Source organism: Ructibacterium gallinarum (assembly GCF_014982785.1).
In the GTDB taxonomy this organism is placed as follows: Bacteria; Bacillota; Clostridia; order Monoglobales; family Monoglobaceae; genus Ructibacterium; species Ructibacterium gallinarum.
On the sequence record NZ_JADCKB010000019.1, the window covers coordinates 20,430 to 38,222 of the forward strand.

The window sequence follows — 17,793 nt, forward strand, 5'->3', positions numbered from 1 at the left end:
AATTTTTCCAAAAGATTTACTCTTTTATGGTTACATTATATAGGAAGTTTGCAGAATATGCAATATTTTTTCATATAAATTCGTGCAACAAAAAGTTAAACCGTCAAATATCAAAATTAAAAAAACAAAGTCTGACAAACCTGATTCATGCATCAGATTTGTCAGACTTCTTTTCCTTTTATTAACGTTTTTCCGGCACTGTCAAACGGAAATGCAAAAGGTTATTCCATTACCTTCCCGCATAAAATATTTTATCCCACGTTTTTTAAACAGTTTCTTCTGCGCCATAGGGAATACTCTCCCACAACGGTTTCATTTCATTTAAAGAATCCCATATAAATATTTGATAAGAATATTCTTCTGCCGAACCCTCTATCGTCATAGACACCGGAACTGCGTAAGGCGCATCTTCTTCCGTAACAGGGATCTCATTTACATCTGCCTGGGCTGTCTGACACAATATGCCGCTTTCTGCATCATATGCCGCCAGCAACACTGCCGACGCAACAGTATCCTCTCCCCGATTGAAAACGGAAAGATTTGCAGTCACGGTTGTTGTTCCCGGCGTTTCTTCAGTAAACTGAAACTCATGCTCCGCAATTTCAAAATCCGGACCTTTCTTGGGTACAGAAATTAGCAAATTATCAATATACATCTTATTGGCACCGCCGTCGGCGATCTTAATTCCGCCGCTGTTGATTGTCGCACCAGGATCTGTTACAATCAGACAGGGATTTTCTTTGTCATTATAATAAATTTTTATAACATTGCTGACTCGCTCGATCTTCATATAGGCCCATTTGTCATTCATCTCTTTTACATTCATAATACCAGGACCAGGTGCCATTTGCAGCGTATCCCAATCTTCCGCTCCATTTACCACTTTCAGCAGTGTCAAAATTCCTGCGGAAGTATCAAAATAAGATTTGTATTTGCTCTCGGCGGTCGTCCACATTCGGTTCCAGCTAAACTCAGGCCATGCTGCAGCAGGCGCGTCTATTTTTATATTGAATTCCATACAAAAATCAAAGAGTTCCAAATCTTTAGAAATATACTCCCCTTTAAAATTATAAGCGCCATTTTCGCTTCCTGTTCCGTAACCGTCATTTACCACACTTCCGCCAAAACTCCAAATTTCATTCCAAATATCCAGCTTATAGCATCCGCCTAAGTCCTCTGGCTCCATTTGATAATCTTCAAAATCCTGCCAGTACAGCACCTTTCTGTCATCCGGGATTTCCGGCACCGGAGCATTGGTATAATCCTTCTTTACCACAAGGAAATTGTCCATATAAAGATTGGCATTTCCATTTTCAAATCCCAGCGCACCTGCAATACCATTGGGATTATAATAATTGCAAACCATCAATGGCGTTTCTGTGTCATTTAAATACACCACAATTTTATCCTCATACATGACAAACTGCCAATAGTTCCATTGATTGCGAAAAACCTCGTCAAAATTCTCGATGGTTACTGTTGTCCAGTTAGAACTCTGCGTTTGGCCGTTTGCTTTATAGATCTGCTCATAAATCACTTCCCCGCTCGTATTCTGCGGATCATGATATAGCATGATTTTTGCATAATCATCTCCCCAGCGCATCCGAAGCTTTGCGATTTGAATCCATCCCGCTCCCTCTGTCTGATCATAATCCACCCGCATGTTAAATTTTAAGACCGAGTTATCCAAAAACCAACTGCCCCATCCCAAACTTGGCCAGCCATTCGGATCGGCCAGTTTGGCAATATGATTGCCTCCCTCAGCGCCAATAACGTCCACTTTTTCGCCTTCACCCGCACTCCATCCAACGGTAGCTTCCTGCCCGTCTATTGTATATGTCAAATCGGGATTTCCTTCAAAATCATCCTGCATGATCATCGTTTCTCCTTCTTCTACCACAGGACGCAGGACATCGACAGGTATATCCCACAATTCACTTTCCGCCCAAGAGCATTCCGGGAACAGTCCTCCCAAACATAATACGCTTACTATAACAGCACATATTTTTTTCATTTTTCTACTCCTTTCATTCAATCTCTTTCCTATGATCCCATCGCAGTTATGAGGGTCTTTTTTCCCTCTGCACACCTGTCAATTCATATAATAAAATCCCGATAAAGCCGGAAGGAAATTTTGATTTTGTTCCAGCCTGCCCTTTTCGGTCAATTCCTCTATCTGCGAAATTTCTTCATTCAAATAAGCCAAAACGCTCTCTCCCACAGAGGCAAGCCGGGCGTGCATTGCCCCGTATTTCCCGTCCAGGATTTCCCATCCATATGTCATACAATTTTTCCTCCACAGCTGTTTATGCACATGATGCAGTTCTTCATAATCGCTTTGCAGTCTGGGGATCAAATCTTCAGCCACAAGCCATAAATAATTCCGGTCTCCAATATAATAGGCAGGAAAAAGATTTTGACATAATTCACATTTCTCCTTTGCCACTTTGAAAAGCAATGCCGCATACTCATTGCGTTCTGCTTCCGTCCTGCTGCTAAAATATTGATATGCTTGCTGAAACATTTCTTTTGTTTTTTTCAGTTCCTCTTCATTGTGAAACAAACGAACAAAAGGATCGCACCATATGAGTTCTGTTCCTTTTCTTTTTTGAAAAAAAGAAAAATATTCTATTTCTTTTTTCTCCCGCTTTAAAAAAAATCTGGACATTTCATATATTTTTTCTTCGGCAGTACCAATGCCTGCATAACAATATTCACTATAGGCCATTAAGTATGGCAAAAAATACATGAAATCAGCAGTACATTCTCCGGTCATCCGTATTACGGCAAATACCGTGTTTATCCCTTTTCTGACAGAAAAATCCAACGCAGGAATTGCCTCCTGAATCATTTGCTTGCAGTCAGGCAAAAAACTTCTGCATATTTTTTCTCCGCTCGCAAGAGAAACGAAAACATTTTGTTTAGAATATGCCAAAATCTTTTTTGAAAAATCTTTTTGAACGGCACAAGAACCATTTGCGCATATCATAGCCGCATCCAGCTTATATTCCCGTGCCGCCCTTATAAAATCATCGTAGAGAAACATTTGTTTTTCTGAAGGGACCATGGGATCCGCCCATAGTACAGGTGACAATCCATGATAAATACTTTTTTGATACAGCTTCCAAAGCAAAGCCTGCATTGCCTCTATTTGTTTACCGTCATCCAATTCTAAGTATTCCTCCGCCGCATTTTTTTCCGGCGGAACGACTTTGATATAGATCCGCTCAGAGCGAAAGCACCGCCGTATCAAACACAGCAGCTGCTGCAAAAATATCTCATCATTCCAATCACTGGATATATACCCTGATTCTTTTTCATTTTTCCAGCCAAGCTGTATATTGTCTGCTGGTTGAACAGAAATGCACGGAACCATTTCTATCCCCAAAGAAGCCGCATAATGCGCAAGATCTATCAGTTCTTCTTCGATATATTTCCCGACCGTCCAAGCCCGCCCCCAGGCAAATGAAAACAAAAAGAAGTTCATTCCCAGCATAGCCATATGATTGATATAAATTTTGATTGCCGCAGGACGCAAAGCGGTGTTGAGAGAGGTTTCTATCATGACACCGCACTCCCGAAAAGACGGCTTTTGAAAAATTTCACATTTTTTTATCCCTTCCGATACATATTGGGCATATAAAGCAAATGCACGTCCATATTCCGAAATACAGCTGCCGCCAATCCATGCGGCACCGTTTTCTATTTTGACATATGCTCCTTGCCGCTGCACAAATTTTATCGGTGTTTGGTCCTTAAAGTCCAAAAGATCCCAGACCGTTTTTTGTATGTTCACGATTGCATTTAGTGTGACCGGCATAACTATTCCCCTCTTTCAAAATACAGCAACGTATTTAGTGGCGCGTCCATCGTTATTTCCCGGCCTCCTCGCATGACTGCGTTATCGTTTCTTCGCCATATGCCTTCGGGAAGGTATACCGATCGGCTTCTTTCTCCCTTTTTTAATATCGGAGCCACCAATATCTTACTGCCCAACATAAACTGATCCTGAATCGTTTCACAGCCGGCATCAGGAAATTCATAAGCCATATGCCGCATAATGGGTTCACAGGTCCTTGCGCTGTGCTGTGCTAATCCGACGATATATTCTCCCATTTTCTGATGGAGAGATACCATTTTCTGAACCATTTCAAAATGTTTCTCATCCAATACACGCCACGGCGCTGCCGAAAACTGCATCATGGGGCAAAGTGCACTCGCCTGCGCATAACGCACCACCAATTCCTGATCCAGGCAATGACGGTTTTGATGAAAACTATGAATTTCTCCGCCGCCAATCATATCGGGGCAATGGTATGTATATCCCAGCAGCCCCTGTACCAAGGAATTGGGAAGCAAAGTATTGATGCCATTTTCTGTCCAGCTGTGCTGTTTATCGCTCAGCCGCATGACCAGCGGCTTTCCGCCCAGATTCCATGCGGCACGATATTCATTGAACGCAAACACTTCCCCCAGCAAACCATATTTTTCTGTATAGTGCCATGGTTTTTCCGGGGCTTCTGCTGATGCATAAAACTCCATATCTCCGCCGTCAAATTTAAAACCGTCTATACCATATTCCTGCATCATTTTTTTCAGTTTCCCTGTAAACCATCCCACAGCTTCTTCTGAAAACAAATCAATCCCCGCACTGATACCATTCCACCAGCATCCTGCCGCAGGTTTTCCATCCTGCCTCAAAATAAGGTAGTCCTGCGCCTGCAATTCCCGAAACACTGGGGAATCCGGCGAAACATAAGGGCACACCCAAAGCATGACCCAAAATCCCATCTCATGCAATGTTTCTACCATCTTCTTCGGATTAGAAAATTTTCCGGGGTGGAAAGTAAATTCGCCATAATCAAGCGCCCATCCATCGTCGATCATCAATATTCCGGGCGGCATACCATGGGCGATGATATTCCGGGCATATGCTATAATTGCCTCTTGATTTTGATCGTGCATAAGCTCAATCCATGTGTTATACTGAGGCGCTGAAAAAAACATTGCATCAGGAATATTGGATGCAAAAGGGAAGCAATGTGAAGCTCCGTATAAATACGCCTCTCGAAGACAGTTCCCAACTGTTTCCAATTGTGCGATCCCATCAACAAATACCTTTCCTTTGTCAAAAGTTGCTGAAAAAGGCTTCTGACTCCAAAGGATCCTGCCCCTGCTTGACAGAAAAAATGGGGAAACCTGATTATAGTGATCTGTCCGCCTCAAATCCAAACAAACCTTACTCTGCTGATGAAACGGCATCTCTATGCCTTTTTCTACCATACCGCCCCACCAGTATTCATTTGCAAGAAGCGAAAATTCCATCGTCATTCCTCCCAACAAACAGTGCATTCATCTCCCTGCAAGCCCTCTGCGGACACCTTGATGCCAACTTCTCCTGCATGAGGCAACGCCTTGATCATAGCTGAAGCAATACCGCCCGCCGCTTCTGACAAAGCGCCTACAACACATCCATTTTCTACTGTAAAGTGAATAGGATTGTCAGCTTCCGGTACAACGGTGCCTTCCTGATCACAAACAAGAGCATGCACAAACACAAAATCACTGCCGTCGTTGAAAAGCTTGATTCCGGCATCATCTATACAAAGCTTGAGCATTGCCGGTTCTCCCGGCGTTTTTCTAACAAAACAAGCTTTTTCCTCTCCTGCGATCCAGCCGACCGCCTCAACCGTCCCCGGTTCGAACGGAACATTTTCAAAAGTAAACGGCGGATGTTCTAAATGCAGACAATTTCCTCCGTCAAACATCTTTCCTTCAGCAAAAGATTTCGGCGCATCCTGCAAATCCTCTTTTCGATTCTGCGCCTGCTGAATTTCTGTCTGATGCTGCCAATAATTGGGGTCAGCATATACATGATTCACCTGATAGGACGTATCCGGTCCATGATCCGGCTTCTGCCGCACAATGCTTTTACCGTTTATGCGCAGTTCTACTTCATCACAGTTGGAGTAAACCACCAGTTTGGAGGCCGATGCAGCATCTAACCAATAATTTGCAATATAAACCATTGGAGTCTGACTTTGCTGACTCCGGTAGAAGAAATAGGAAAACTTGGGCAGACGGAACAAATCCATAACACCGCAGGTACAAATAGGATATTCCGGAAAATATCCGCGGTTATAATCCGCACCAACCCACACTGCATCTCCCAGGCACCAATCACAGCCCCGATTGCGGTTATGCGACCACTGAAAATTCCAAGCGGACAAAAGCATGGCAAATTGGCCGTCTTTTCGGCTTTGGCGCGTAGTGGAATAGTTTCCCCCAAACTCAAAATCACCGTATTCTCTTACCATGCCCGGCCGATTTGGCACAGGAAGTGTTCCGCTCATTTTTGCAGCATCAAAAACCGAATAAGGTATGTCATATCCTACTTTTACCGGATTCCTTCTTCCTAACGTATCACCGCTGGTCAATATTCCAAACGGGAACTCTTTCTTTGCCGTTTCTTTGATTTCGCAATAAAAGTCATCCGTAGCACCGCTCCATTTATCAAAAATCGTCCCTTCGGTATCCCCGGTTTCATTTAAGCTGAGCTCCCAAATAACCACACAAGGGTGGTTCCGATCTCTCCGGATCATGTCCCGCACGTTTTCCTTCACACGGTCCTTGAAAACGCCTTCCTGACACCACTGCCAGCCAGGAGTCGGCTCCATAACCAAAATGCCCAAACGGTCACAGGCCTCCAAAAAAGCAGGCGATTGCGGATAATGCGCAAATCGGATAAAATTGAACCCGCCTTCCTTATATTTTACCGCATCTCTATACTGTGCCTGATCGGACGCTGCATATCCAAGGTATGGATATTGCTGATGCCGATTTGCACCCCGAAGTACAATCGGCTTTCCGTTCAGCACAAAGCCTTCTTCTCTGCTGCATCGAACAGATCGTATCCCTATGTTGAAAGAACGGCTATCTGTTATACCACCATCGGTTTCAGTCTCTGCCTGCAGAGTATAAAGCTGCGGATCGTCGGGCGACCATAACTGCGGCGTCTTGATATCCAGAACAAATTCTGCCGTTTTTTGACTTCCCGGCATGACTGTCAACTTGGTTTTTTCAGCCGCAGCACACCAATTATCCTTTTGCAATTTTGCTGTCACCCACACCTCTTTTTCCTGGTGTGTCAAATTCTGTACTTCTGCAAATACTTTGATCCTGGCGCTTTCTTCTGACACCGCATCACTGACCGCAAAAATTCCGCCGCCGGCACAAGTTGAAGAAAGAATTTCATGGGTAAAAGAGATCGGCTCCTGAACCATCAGCCAGGCATTGCGATAAATGCCTCCAAAATATCCGTAATCCAGCCGTGCAAGCGGTTTGCCCGGCGGAATATCAGGATCATCCCTATTGTCCGCTTCTACTTCAACCCAATTATCGCCCTCAAAAGAAACCCACTTTGTCACGTCACAAACGACCGGCAGATATCCTCCTTTGTGTTCGGCAATGCATTGGCCGTTGATAAAAACCCGTGCGGCCTGCATCACAGCCTCAAGTTCTAAAATAATCTGTTTTCCCACCCAGGTATCACAAACCTCTAATTTTTTTCGATACCGAACGACACCCTGAAAATGCATTCCAACATCCAAAGGTTCTATCTGAGGCGTGTGCGGAAGAATTATTTCTTCCCATTCTTCATTTTTATAAAACTGCCAGTTTTCATTCCATTTTTGTTTCATCACAGTACCTCATTCCTCTTCCTGCTCTTGCTGTATGATCCATCTTTTTTTATAATTGACCGGCGTATCTCCAAACGCCTCTTTAAATTTTTTGATCAAGTATGTTGAACTGTTAAATCCAACCTTTTGCGTAATTTCATTGACCGAAGCATTGGTATGCAAAACCAGTTCTCTGGCCATTTCCAACCGCTTCTTGGTCACATAGTTATTGAAATTAATGCCCACCTCTTCTTTGAAAAGCTTGCTCAGGTACGGCGCAGTAATATATAATTTTTCTGCCACAGAAGAAAGCGATATATCCTTGTCAAGGTTTTCTTCGATATATTGCCGTGCACGTTCAATCAAAGCAGAATTCTCTATCTTGCTGTTTTGGATTAAATACTGTAAAAAAATCCTGATTTGCTCTATAAGCCAATCCTGAAACGCATAGATATCCCCAATTTGCTCCTGAATTACATAAAAATTCTGGTCATTAAACTGCCGGGGATCTATATTTTTTTCCAAAATATACCCCTGCAGAAAGGAAATCATTTCGTTCAGGATGCGTTCACATAAATGATAAGAATAATCCCCTTGTTTCAATTCCGAAGTCACTCTATGTACTGTGCCGATTACTTCATCCATGTTTCCGCTTCGAATCGCAGTATAATATTTTTTTAAGAGACCGGACGGAATCGCTTCCATGCTGTGTTCCCGCCGGGACAGCTCTGCTACTGAAAGCCACTGCTTTTCCGGCATAAGAAAAGCGTATTTCAAACAATCTGCGGCATGCAAATAGGAAACGCTGATCTCTTCCATTCCAATAACCCATTTACCCATCGCAAAAATTGGTTTAATTTTGTGCTGCTCACAGGCATACTCTATCGCCTTTCGAATCAATTTGATTGCTGCTTCATCGTTTTTCTGCATTGCATTCACAATGATTCCCATATTGCGGTCACGGATGGTAGTTCCATAAACGCAAAACTCCGTTTGCGTTTCCTGGAAACAGCGGATCAAATCAAAACGAAAATATTCTAAGTAACTTGCGTCCAGTTCCTGTGCAGTACGCAAGGGAATGGTTATGGCAATCGCCATGAAGTTCTGCCCGGAAAACTGGATATCACAAACTTCCAGCCGCTTTTTTAACCCCATGCGGTTTTGCTCTTGCATGGTCAGCAATTCTTCCACAACGCCGCTGCGAATAACAGGCATATTTTCTTTTAATGTCCCTTCTAACGTCACAACTTTTTTGGACAGCGAAGTCAAGGTACGGTTGATCAGGCTGTACTCGTTTTTTTCGTTTTGTTCATATGGCTTATCAATAAAATGATGCAGGTTGTTCACAATGTTTTTCAGCGGATCATAAATATCCCGAATAAACAAGAGAGATATTCCAATGCCTGCAGCGCCCAGAACAAGACATATGAGCGCAATGAGCCATCGCAGCGTATTTATTTTTTCATAAAAAGCAGTGAAAGATAATTTGCGAATCAGACGAAGACCGCCGGAACCCAAATCTACCGAAGTCACAATGGCTTTCTGTCCGTCAGCATCCACCGATTCCAAATGATACGGCTGGCTTTCATGGATGATATCCTGAATGTAAGGTTCCTGGCTGATATCTGTAAATAACAGATCTGCGTTGCTGTGACTCATCAAAGTCCCTGACTGATCAACTATCATCATTTCACACTTCTGGTTTTGGATGGCTGAACAAATAATATTATATACAGCCTCTTCCCGGACTTTGATGGCCAAATATCCCTTAAATGGAATGTTTTCACTGCGGATATAGGGGATTGTCCGAAGAAAGGTAATATAACTTCTGCCCTGCTCAGAAGAATCCCGACTTTCCGTTTCAAGAATCAATCTGGGTGCGATCCATTTGCTTGTCACAACACCTTTTTCCACAATATCTCTAAACTCTTCTGCCGGGCCAAGCTCCCCCTCCCGCAAATACTTGATCCCCTGGGAGGAGGAAATGACCATACCGGATTCTTTTACATAGATATCCATAGAATAAAGAAATGTACTGTTATTCCGAACCGTTCTCTGCAGCTGCTGACAAATATTGTAATAATCTACTGCTGTCATTAATTCGGGTGTTTCGAAAAAACGTGACACCTGTTCGTCTGAAACCGCCGTTTCCATCCACAAGCTTTCTACCTGATCAAAAATCTGCTGCTTCAAACTATTTGCCGTACGTTGTATCATTTCATCATTATTATCCGTGATTTCCTCTTCTAAAATATTAGAAAAGAACGCATAAGAAACCGCTCCTATGGATAATGAAAGTAAAATAACAACAGCCGCATAGGAAGCTACCAATTTAATAAATACAGTTTGAAAACGCTTTAACAAAACGCCACCTTCTTTTACAAAGAATTTAAAATGCTTTATGATGATATGTTATTTCTCATCAAGACCCTTTCAGTTTAACACAAGGGCTTGCATTTTACTATCTTTTAGGAGCTATTTTTTATAAATCCGGATACAAAACAATATCCCGAAGCGTATTCCAGGAAAATTCTAGCAGGATATGAGTGCCTGGCTGGATATCTGCTAACGAACCCGTAAAAATACGGTCTGCGTTTTTATCATAAAGCATAATCGCAGGTGCTCCAGAAAGCATATATGCCTTGTTGACATCATTCCCTTCTCCGTCTTTCCCAATGCAAAGCAAAATCCGTCCTTCTCCTGCGCTGTATTTCAGCACATCTCCTTCTACCACGATACGATCCGCAGCCATAGAAACCACAGGATTGTTGCTGTACTGCCGTCCTTTCGAACGATCAAGCAAATAGGTATATCCAACGATATTTCCATTCAAATCCCGCCGCATTAAGATGACATCACCTTTTTCCAGGTCTTTCACCGCATCCTCTTCGAAAGTATTTTCCTGCCGCAGCGCACCTTCCTGATATCCGCTGATCTGCCATACCTCTTCATCGCCGTCCAGCGCCTTTGCAATACTGTCAACCACAAAGGGCCGAGCCAGTTTCTCGGACACCGCACCGGTTTTTCCTTCAAAAACCAAAACCGCTTCTGCCACTTCGAACTCATTTTCATTGTAGCACTGTACCGCATACACCCTGTCATCCTGGAAATATGCCTGTTTGGCAGCAGTATACTGTTTTCTGTCCCATTCCTCTGCGGGGACAGCAAAGACTTGTGTATTTCCATCGATATAGGACTGGCTGTCAAAAGACCCCGTAGCTGCTGTATACCGGATACCGCTGGCATACTGGCTTCCGATGCGCAGTACGGCATTCTGATCCTGCTGTGCTGTATCCAGAGAAAGAATTTCATCGTGACTGTTTTTCTTCAAATACACCAGCTGTTTTACAAATTCGCCCTCTTGGTAAAATTCTGCCGGCATCCCATTTTCTTCTACCGAATAGGCAACACCATTGAATTGAATTTCCCGGGGGAAATCCAAAATGGTCCAGGTTCCATCCGGTTCCAGCACCTCTGCCTGCCACAATCCGGAAAACCCTTCTCCCGGAGCAACTGCATTCAGCAAAACAATATGATCGTTGCCCTTGGCTTCTATAACGGCCACATTGCCCATTGCGTCAAAATAAAACATAGCCAATGCTCCGCCTGTCACTTCCTTGATCAGCTTATCCTCACATAAACTGCGGTAATACGGGGAAGTACGATATTTTGTTTCTCTGGACTGTATGGTTTGCGTACCGTCTTCTTCCTTGCGGATTGCCTCTATATTCCCCTGGAACTTTGCGGAAGAAGCTCGAATCTCATAATCCGCACTATCGGCTCTTTCGGTTTTTTTCACCAGCAAAACATCTCTCACATTCAGATCTTCCATGGTCGCCTCTATGCCATCTTTTGTAATTTGAATAGAGTTTTCCGGGTTTTCCGGCTCCAAAGACAAAGTTCGATCCCGGTAAAAATCACGGATCATGCCGGTATCACGGGAGATGTTCCCAATTACCCATGTTTCCCAGCTTTCTGTCAGTGCAAGATCATAAGAACTACTTCCGCCTGTTTTCAGCAGGGTGACGCTTCCAATTTCCGGGCACAGATTTTCCGCCTTATATTCTGCCGCAGCCCCATTTAAAAGAATGGTCAGATTCTTGGATAAAGGAACACTGCGCAGCCGTCCGTTTTCGTCATAATAAGAGAATGTTTCAAGCTGATCAGACAAAGCGATATTCTCAGCATCCACTTTCAGGGGCGTTTCGCTTCCAAACGGTTCAGCGTACAGCAAAACCGGTATCTGTGCATTTTTATTATCCTGATAGTAATAAGATACCTGATATCCTAAGTATTCCTGGGCGTCGCTGCTTCCGACCTGATATATCGTTTCGTCGATCCGAATCATACCATCAGCAAGCTCTGACGTTCCTGTCAGAGACCCGGAATCTGTTTCTGATACTAACCCACGGTCTTTATAAATATTATGATATTCTGAAAGCACGGTTTTGCCGCGTTCTTCTCCATATACTGTTTCTGAAGCAGAATAACTTTGCAGATATAGAATATCTTCGTCGATAGCATTGGAAAGCATTTTGGCCGCTTCTTCACGGGTAAGCGTCTGATCTCCGAAACTTTCTATACCCTGTAAAATATTTTTTCTTGATGCAATTTTACGGTATCCCGCCGGATAACCGCCTTCTTCTTCCGCCAAAGCTTCGTATCCCAAAAGACATACCAATGCTTTTGCCGCTTCATCAACCGATACCTCTTCATCCGGGCGGAATAAATGATCTACATAGCCATTCATCAATCCGCAGGAAGAAACCGCACCAATGACGCCGTTTGCCCAATGACTTTCCGGAACATCAGAATATTCAGATGCTGCAATCGGCGTCAAATTCCGTGCCCGGAATAACACCTGTGCAAATTCTGCTCTGGTCAAATCCGCAGACGGAGAAATGTTTCCGTTTTCATCACCCTGTATCAAATTCAACCCAATCAGCCGCTGGATTTCTTTTACATATGCGCTGTTTGCATAGTCCGTTTGATTTTCCTGTGCATTAAAATCGGGAAGAATCACTTCCATTGGCAAATCCCTTACCTCAATGTTATCCACAAAGACTTGAGCACCGCCGTCACCAAACCCAATACCTCCGATTTCAATGGGTGTTTCATCGGTCACATCTACCACCGGCGTCTGCATATCTTCATAATAAATTTTAATGTTGCCGCCTTTGCAAACAGCCTTCATATGTACCCATTCTCCGTCATTGGCAAGGAAAGGAGTGTTTCCTGCTCCGACCCATCGCTTTTGTCCGCCCTGTACATATTCCACACAAATAGCCTGCCCATTGCTGTCAAAATAAACATCATATCTGGCGCCGCTGGCCGCCCATTTCAAATAGATTGCAGGCCATGTTGTTCCCTGTGCGCCATATTCAATCTTGATATCAAATTCCGCAGAAAAATCTCCCCAGCCCAGGGACTTTTCTTCATAATCATAACTTTGTACATGGTATATATGGTTATCACCATCTGATTCTACCGTACTTTTGTTTCCGAAGCTGTTCCAGCTTCCTTTTCCATTCTCAAAATCCCATTCATAAATAATTTCCCCGGGAATTTCCTCCTGCGTTTGCTGCACTTCCTCTTGTTCGTCCGAAATATCCACGCTTCCGGAAAGAGACGTGATCACCAAACTGCTCAGGAAAAAGTCAGTCCCGCCGGATGTGAAGCCCACTCCGCCGCTTGCCAGAGGCAATGCGTCCTCCACTTCCAGAACCTGTTCTCCAGCAAAAGAAACTTTGATTTCCTTGTTTTTGATACTGATCTCCAGGTCCGTCCATTTTTGACTGTTTTCCTGCAATGCAACCGCACTGCGGCTCAGCGGTATCGAAATGCCATTTGTCTGCCGCTCTAGTTCCAGCGTGCCGGCTGCGGCATCAAAATAAATCCGATATCTTCCGTTTTCCGAGCTGCGAATGTAAATCCCCGGATAGCTTCCGTTTTGGAAATCAATTTTTGCTTTCAATGCAACGGTGTAATTGACCCAATCCTCCATTTCCGGACAAAAATCACCATCTCCGACACGGAGAACATTTTCTCCATTATCTTGCACGATCTCTCCCGCCTGACCTTCACTGCTCCATCCGCTCAGCTCATCTTGAAATTTGATCTCTATTTTCTCCTGACCCATCACAATACTTCCCGGCATAAACGAAAACAGGAAAATCAGGCAAACTGCTGCAGCTATCCATTTCATTTTCTTTAATTTTCTCATTGTTTCCTCCCGTCTGCTTGTAAAATACGATAAAGCATCTGTGCTGTCTCGCTTCTTAAAGCGGAATCCTTAGGATAAAACCGATTCTCGCTGCCGCATATGATACCGGCATCCGCCATGAATTTTACCGCTTCCAAAGCATAGGTGCTGATTTCATCTCCATCAGAAAACACGGTATCTGAAATCGCAGGCAGTGCAATTTGAGTATTTTGTACCGCACGGTAAAGAATAACCGCCATATCTTCCCGGGTAATACTGCTGTCCGGTTCAAACTGATTCTGGCTTACCCCATAAACCAGCCCTTGCTTAGCTGCACTTATGATATACGGTGCATACCATTCCTCAGAAGCAACATCTTCAAAAGGAGATTCTCCATCCGTAACGTCCATGTCCAAGGCAAGAATAAGCATTTTAACAAATTCCGCACGGGAAACCGTAGCATCAGGCTGAAACGTTCCGTCTTCAAATCCCTGAATAATTCCTTTTTTCCCTAATTCTGTAATTGCTGTATATGCCCAGTGCTGAGCTGTTACATCAGAAAATTTAGCCTCTTTCAAAGGCAGTAAATTCTCAGAAGTCCCTTCCCCATTCTCTTTGGAAACCACTGCACCGCCGCCAGAAAGTCTGCTTCCTCCAAAGCTTCCGCCGCCTCCGCCGCCGGAGGTCCCGGTTCCGCCCGTAACTATGGCACCTGACTGTGACAGGAGCTGTTGATATAATTTGGCAAAAGTTTCGGCATCAAAACATCTCTGCTGATTCAATCCGGTATATACTTTGTTCTTTTGAGAAGAGGAACCTAATTTTAAAACTTTTTGGGAATCAACGCCCAGCAGTTCCTCATTTTCTTCCAGAAGCTTCTGTATTTCTGTATAATTTGCCAGAAAAATTTTTGCCAAGGCAATTTGTACTGTAAAATCGGCGGCTATATCTTCCGGAGTCTGGTAGTATCCCTTATTGTGATATATACCGTCACAGATTTCCTCCTGCAGAGTGCCAGCCGCCTGCGCATAGGCCTCCCAATCTGCTGACGAAAAAGTATAAAAATCTTTTCTGTCACCAAAAACGCTTTTTACATCTTGCTTGGAAACACAATCTTTCACCATGCCGACTGCGAGAGCACGCACTGCCAGCCCAGATAGATTTGACTCAGAAAATCCCGCTTCCGGCTTTTCGTCCAGCATCAGTGTTCCGGCCGCATTTTTCCCTGCCGTTTGCAGTTTGGCAAACAAATCAGGATATAAATTCAATTTAACGGCTGCCGCCGTATATTTCTCAGACGTCAATGCGGCCAAAAGCGCTTTGGGTTCTGATGCCAAATTGATTTTTTGCAGGAATTCATCCATTTTCTTTGTACTGATGAAATCAAACTCCGTTTTTTCTTCGGTAATCGGATACTCATTCCCCGCTAAAACGACATACCGTCCTTCCGCTTCAGTCTCGTTCATCATAAAATCAAAATGAAAACTATCGTCCTCGTCTACCGGGATCTGCCGCAGTTCTGCTACGTTCTGCAAATTCATCTGTGATACTTTTAAATTTTCAGGATTGATCCCCGGCTTTAACACCAGCACTGAAATTTCCCTTTCCTGTCCTGATGTCAGCGTTCCGCTGATGGAAACCTCCTCCTGCAGACACTCCGCCTGTACCGTCAAACCGTGTTCGCTTATGGGTTCAGGCACCGGACTGCGGTTCTGCCGCTCCTTCGGCGGACACAACACCTGCAAGGTATCTAAATTTTTCCACAAATACAACTGTACCTGCTCATAATCCGTCAGATTACCTGTTAAAGCAAGGGTAACCTCATCCGGTTCCGGCGTGCTCCCGTTCGGCGCATTGCTTTTCAGATTCACTTCCTGCGCTGTCAATCCTGCCAGCCTTCCGCCACGATAAGCCGCCAAAACCGCAATAGCATCCATCGGTTCTTCGTTTAGATTCACGATCTGCGCCATACAGGAAATCTGTCCTTCCTTTTGCTGCAGCTGCATATCTTCTATGTTTGCTAAATAACTTGGCAGGAACGTATTGATGCAAAAATTATCAACATAAAAACTGCGGACATTTTCACCATCAAAACCCACCTTGCCTCCTGGGCAGGGGGTTCCATGGTCTACTGCCTGGATGATCGGTGTTTCCATGTCTTTATAATATACTAAAATTTCATTCCCCTTCTTTTGAATCCGCATATGGACCCAGGAACAATTATCATCCATCACCCAAACCACCGGCCAGGCCAGCCATTCATCACCTTCTGCGGTTTTTTTGATCAGCGCAAGTTCATTGCCGCCGTTTGACAAACGTGTATTCATCTGCAGATAATATGCTTCCGAATCATTTGCACAAAAAGAAATCTTTGGACATGCCGCCGCAAAATTTCCTGCGCTGTCTCGATAATCAACCCATAGATTGAAATCCATGCGAAAATCATCCGCATACTCTTTTTCCGTATAAACGGGCTGGTCAATAGCAAATACATGATTCCCGCCAATGATTTGTACGTTTCCTCCCGCTGTCCAGCCGAGTGCTTCCCCATTTTCATAATCTTGGAAAAGCAGCAGTTCTTTTTCCGGATCAGGCTGTACAGGATCTGAAACGGCAGGGTCTGCTTTTTTTGAAGTGATCAATAGATTATCCAGATAATACATGGAGGCGCCGCCGTAATTAAAAATCAGTTCTCCTCCCACTGGCGCCTCTGGATCGGTATCCGTAAAAATCAGCGCTGGGTTCTCTTTATCCATATAATAGATTTTAATTTCATTTCCGTAAGCTTCTATTTTAAAATAAGCCCAATAACCGCTCTCATCTGTAAATCCGGTTGCATCCGCATTGCCCATCCATCCGGTACTTTGACCGTTTTTATTTCGCTCTACCGTAATGGACTCCGCTCCAGGAATCGTACAAAAATACAGATTGTACCGTTTGGCATCTGCACTTCGGAAATAAAGCCCCGGCCAGGTATTTCCCCAGGCTCCCTCTGCATCACGATATTCAATTTTCATATTGAATTCTATGGTATAATTGCGCAGATTCTGAAGCAGCTGTGACTGACAGCTATCATATGCAGTAACCGCATATACATGATTGTCCTCGTTGTGATCTACCCCCGGTTCTGTGATGATCGGCGCACTGGATCCTCCGCTCCAGCCTTCTGTATTCCCATCTTCAAAATCGTTGCTGTAAATCAATTCTGAGACAGCAGAATCAAAAACCGGCACCGGCACTTCACGTAGCGGTTTTGAAACCAATAAATTATCAATGCGAACACCTGCTCCGGAAGAAACAAAACCAAAATACCCGCTGCCATTGAACGTTTCATCCTCAATATCCAGCAAAGGCTTGGTTTTATTATTGTAAAAGATCTTGACCCGATTCCCATAGTGTTCCAGTCGGAAATAAACCCACTCTCCTTCGTCATCCGTAAAATCCTCGGAGGCGTCATACACTCTTCCGTCTCTGGTTTCCAGCACCAGTGCCTGGCCGTCCGAAAAATATAAATTATTTTTCTTCCCATTCTCTATCTGAAAATAAATTCCCGGCCATTTTGCCGAATAACTTTCCACATACCAATTAAATTCCAGAGTATAGTCTTTCCAGCTGGTTCCTTCCTGATAATACACATAATCGGCATTGGGAAACAGTACCTGGCTGCCGTTTGAGCCTTCTTGAATTTCCGGTACTCTTCCCGCCGCATCCCAGCAGGTCCACGTAGAGAGGTCTCCGTTTTCAAAGTCCTCATATGCCAAAACACGCACAGAATCATCCGGCTGCGGTGTGATTTCTGTTGACGCTGCCAGTCCTATATCAGAAACAACGGCAATTTGAATACTACATAAAAATGCCAGTAACAACGCAATCTTTTTTTTCATATTTCATCCTTTCTTCATTTCATAGCCT

Annotated in this window: 7 protein-coding genes; all 7 read right to left on the reverse strand. The window is 43.9% G+C overall.

Annotated elements, in window-relative coordinates; genetic code table 11:
- Positions 1–265: 265 nt before the first annotated feature.
- The 7 genes from INF28_RS09190 to INF28_RS09220 all read right to left on the reverse strand — a co-directional run bounded on the left by INF28_RS09190 (position 266) and on the right by INF28_RS09220 (position 17,765).
- Positions 266–2,014 (reverse strand): hypothetical protein, encoded by a 1,749-nt coding sequence (locus tag INF28_RS09190; protein WP_226393177.1) that lies wholly within the window; start codon positions 2,012–2,014, stop codon positions 266–268.
- 78 nt (positions 2,015–2,092) lie between these two features.
- Complete coding sequence (locus INF28_RS09195; RefSeq protein ID WP_226393178.1) at positions 2,093–3,820, reverse strand: hypothetical protein; 1,728 nt, start codon at positions 3,818–3,820, stop codon at positions 2,093–2,095.
- Positions 3,821–3,822: 2 nt separating this feature from the next.
- The gene (locus INF28_RS09200; protein ID WP_226393179.1) at positions 3,823–5,325 is read right to left on the reverse strand and encodes a glycoside hydrolase family 31 protein; all 1,503 of its coding nucleotides are present in this window, start codon (positions 5,323–5,325) and stop codon (positions 3,823–3,825) included.
- Positions 5,326–5,327: 2 nt separating this feature from the next.
- Complete coding sequence (locus tag INF28_RS09205; RefSeq protein WP_226393180.1) at positions 5,328–7,700, reverse strand: glycoside hydrolase family 2 TIM barrel-domain containing protein; 2,373 nt, start codon at positions 7,698–7,700, stop codon at positions 5,328–5,330.
- A 9-nt stretch (positions 7,701–7,709) separates the two neighbouring features.
- Complete coding sequence (locus INF28_RS09210; RefSeq protein WP_226393181.1) at positions 7,710–10,043, reverse strand: AraC family transcriptional regulator; 2,334 nt, start codon at positions 10,041–10,043, stop codon at positions 7,710–7,712.
- 118 nt (positions 10,044–10,161) lie between these two features.
- Positions 10,162–13,902 carry an S-layer homology domain-containing protein gene (locus INF28_RS09215; protein WP_226393182.1) on the reverse strand — a complete coding sequence of 1,247 codons (3,741 nt, stop codon included), beginning with the start codon at positions 13,900–13,902 and terminating at the stop codon, positions 10,162–10,164.
- Positions 13,899–17,765, reverse strand: a complete 3,867-nt coding sequence (locus tag INF28_RS09220; protein ID WP_226393183.1) for an S-layer homology domain-containing protein — start codon at positions 17,763–17,765, stop codon at positions 13,899–13,901. The genes INF28_RS09215 and INF28_RS09220 overlap by 4 nt, the downstream gene beginning before the upstream one ends.
- Between the last annotated feature and the right edge of the window lie 28 nt (positions 17,766–17,793).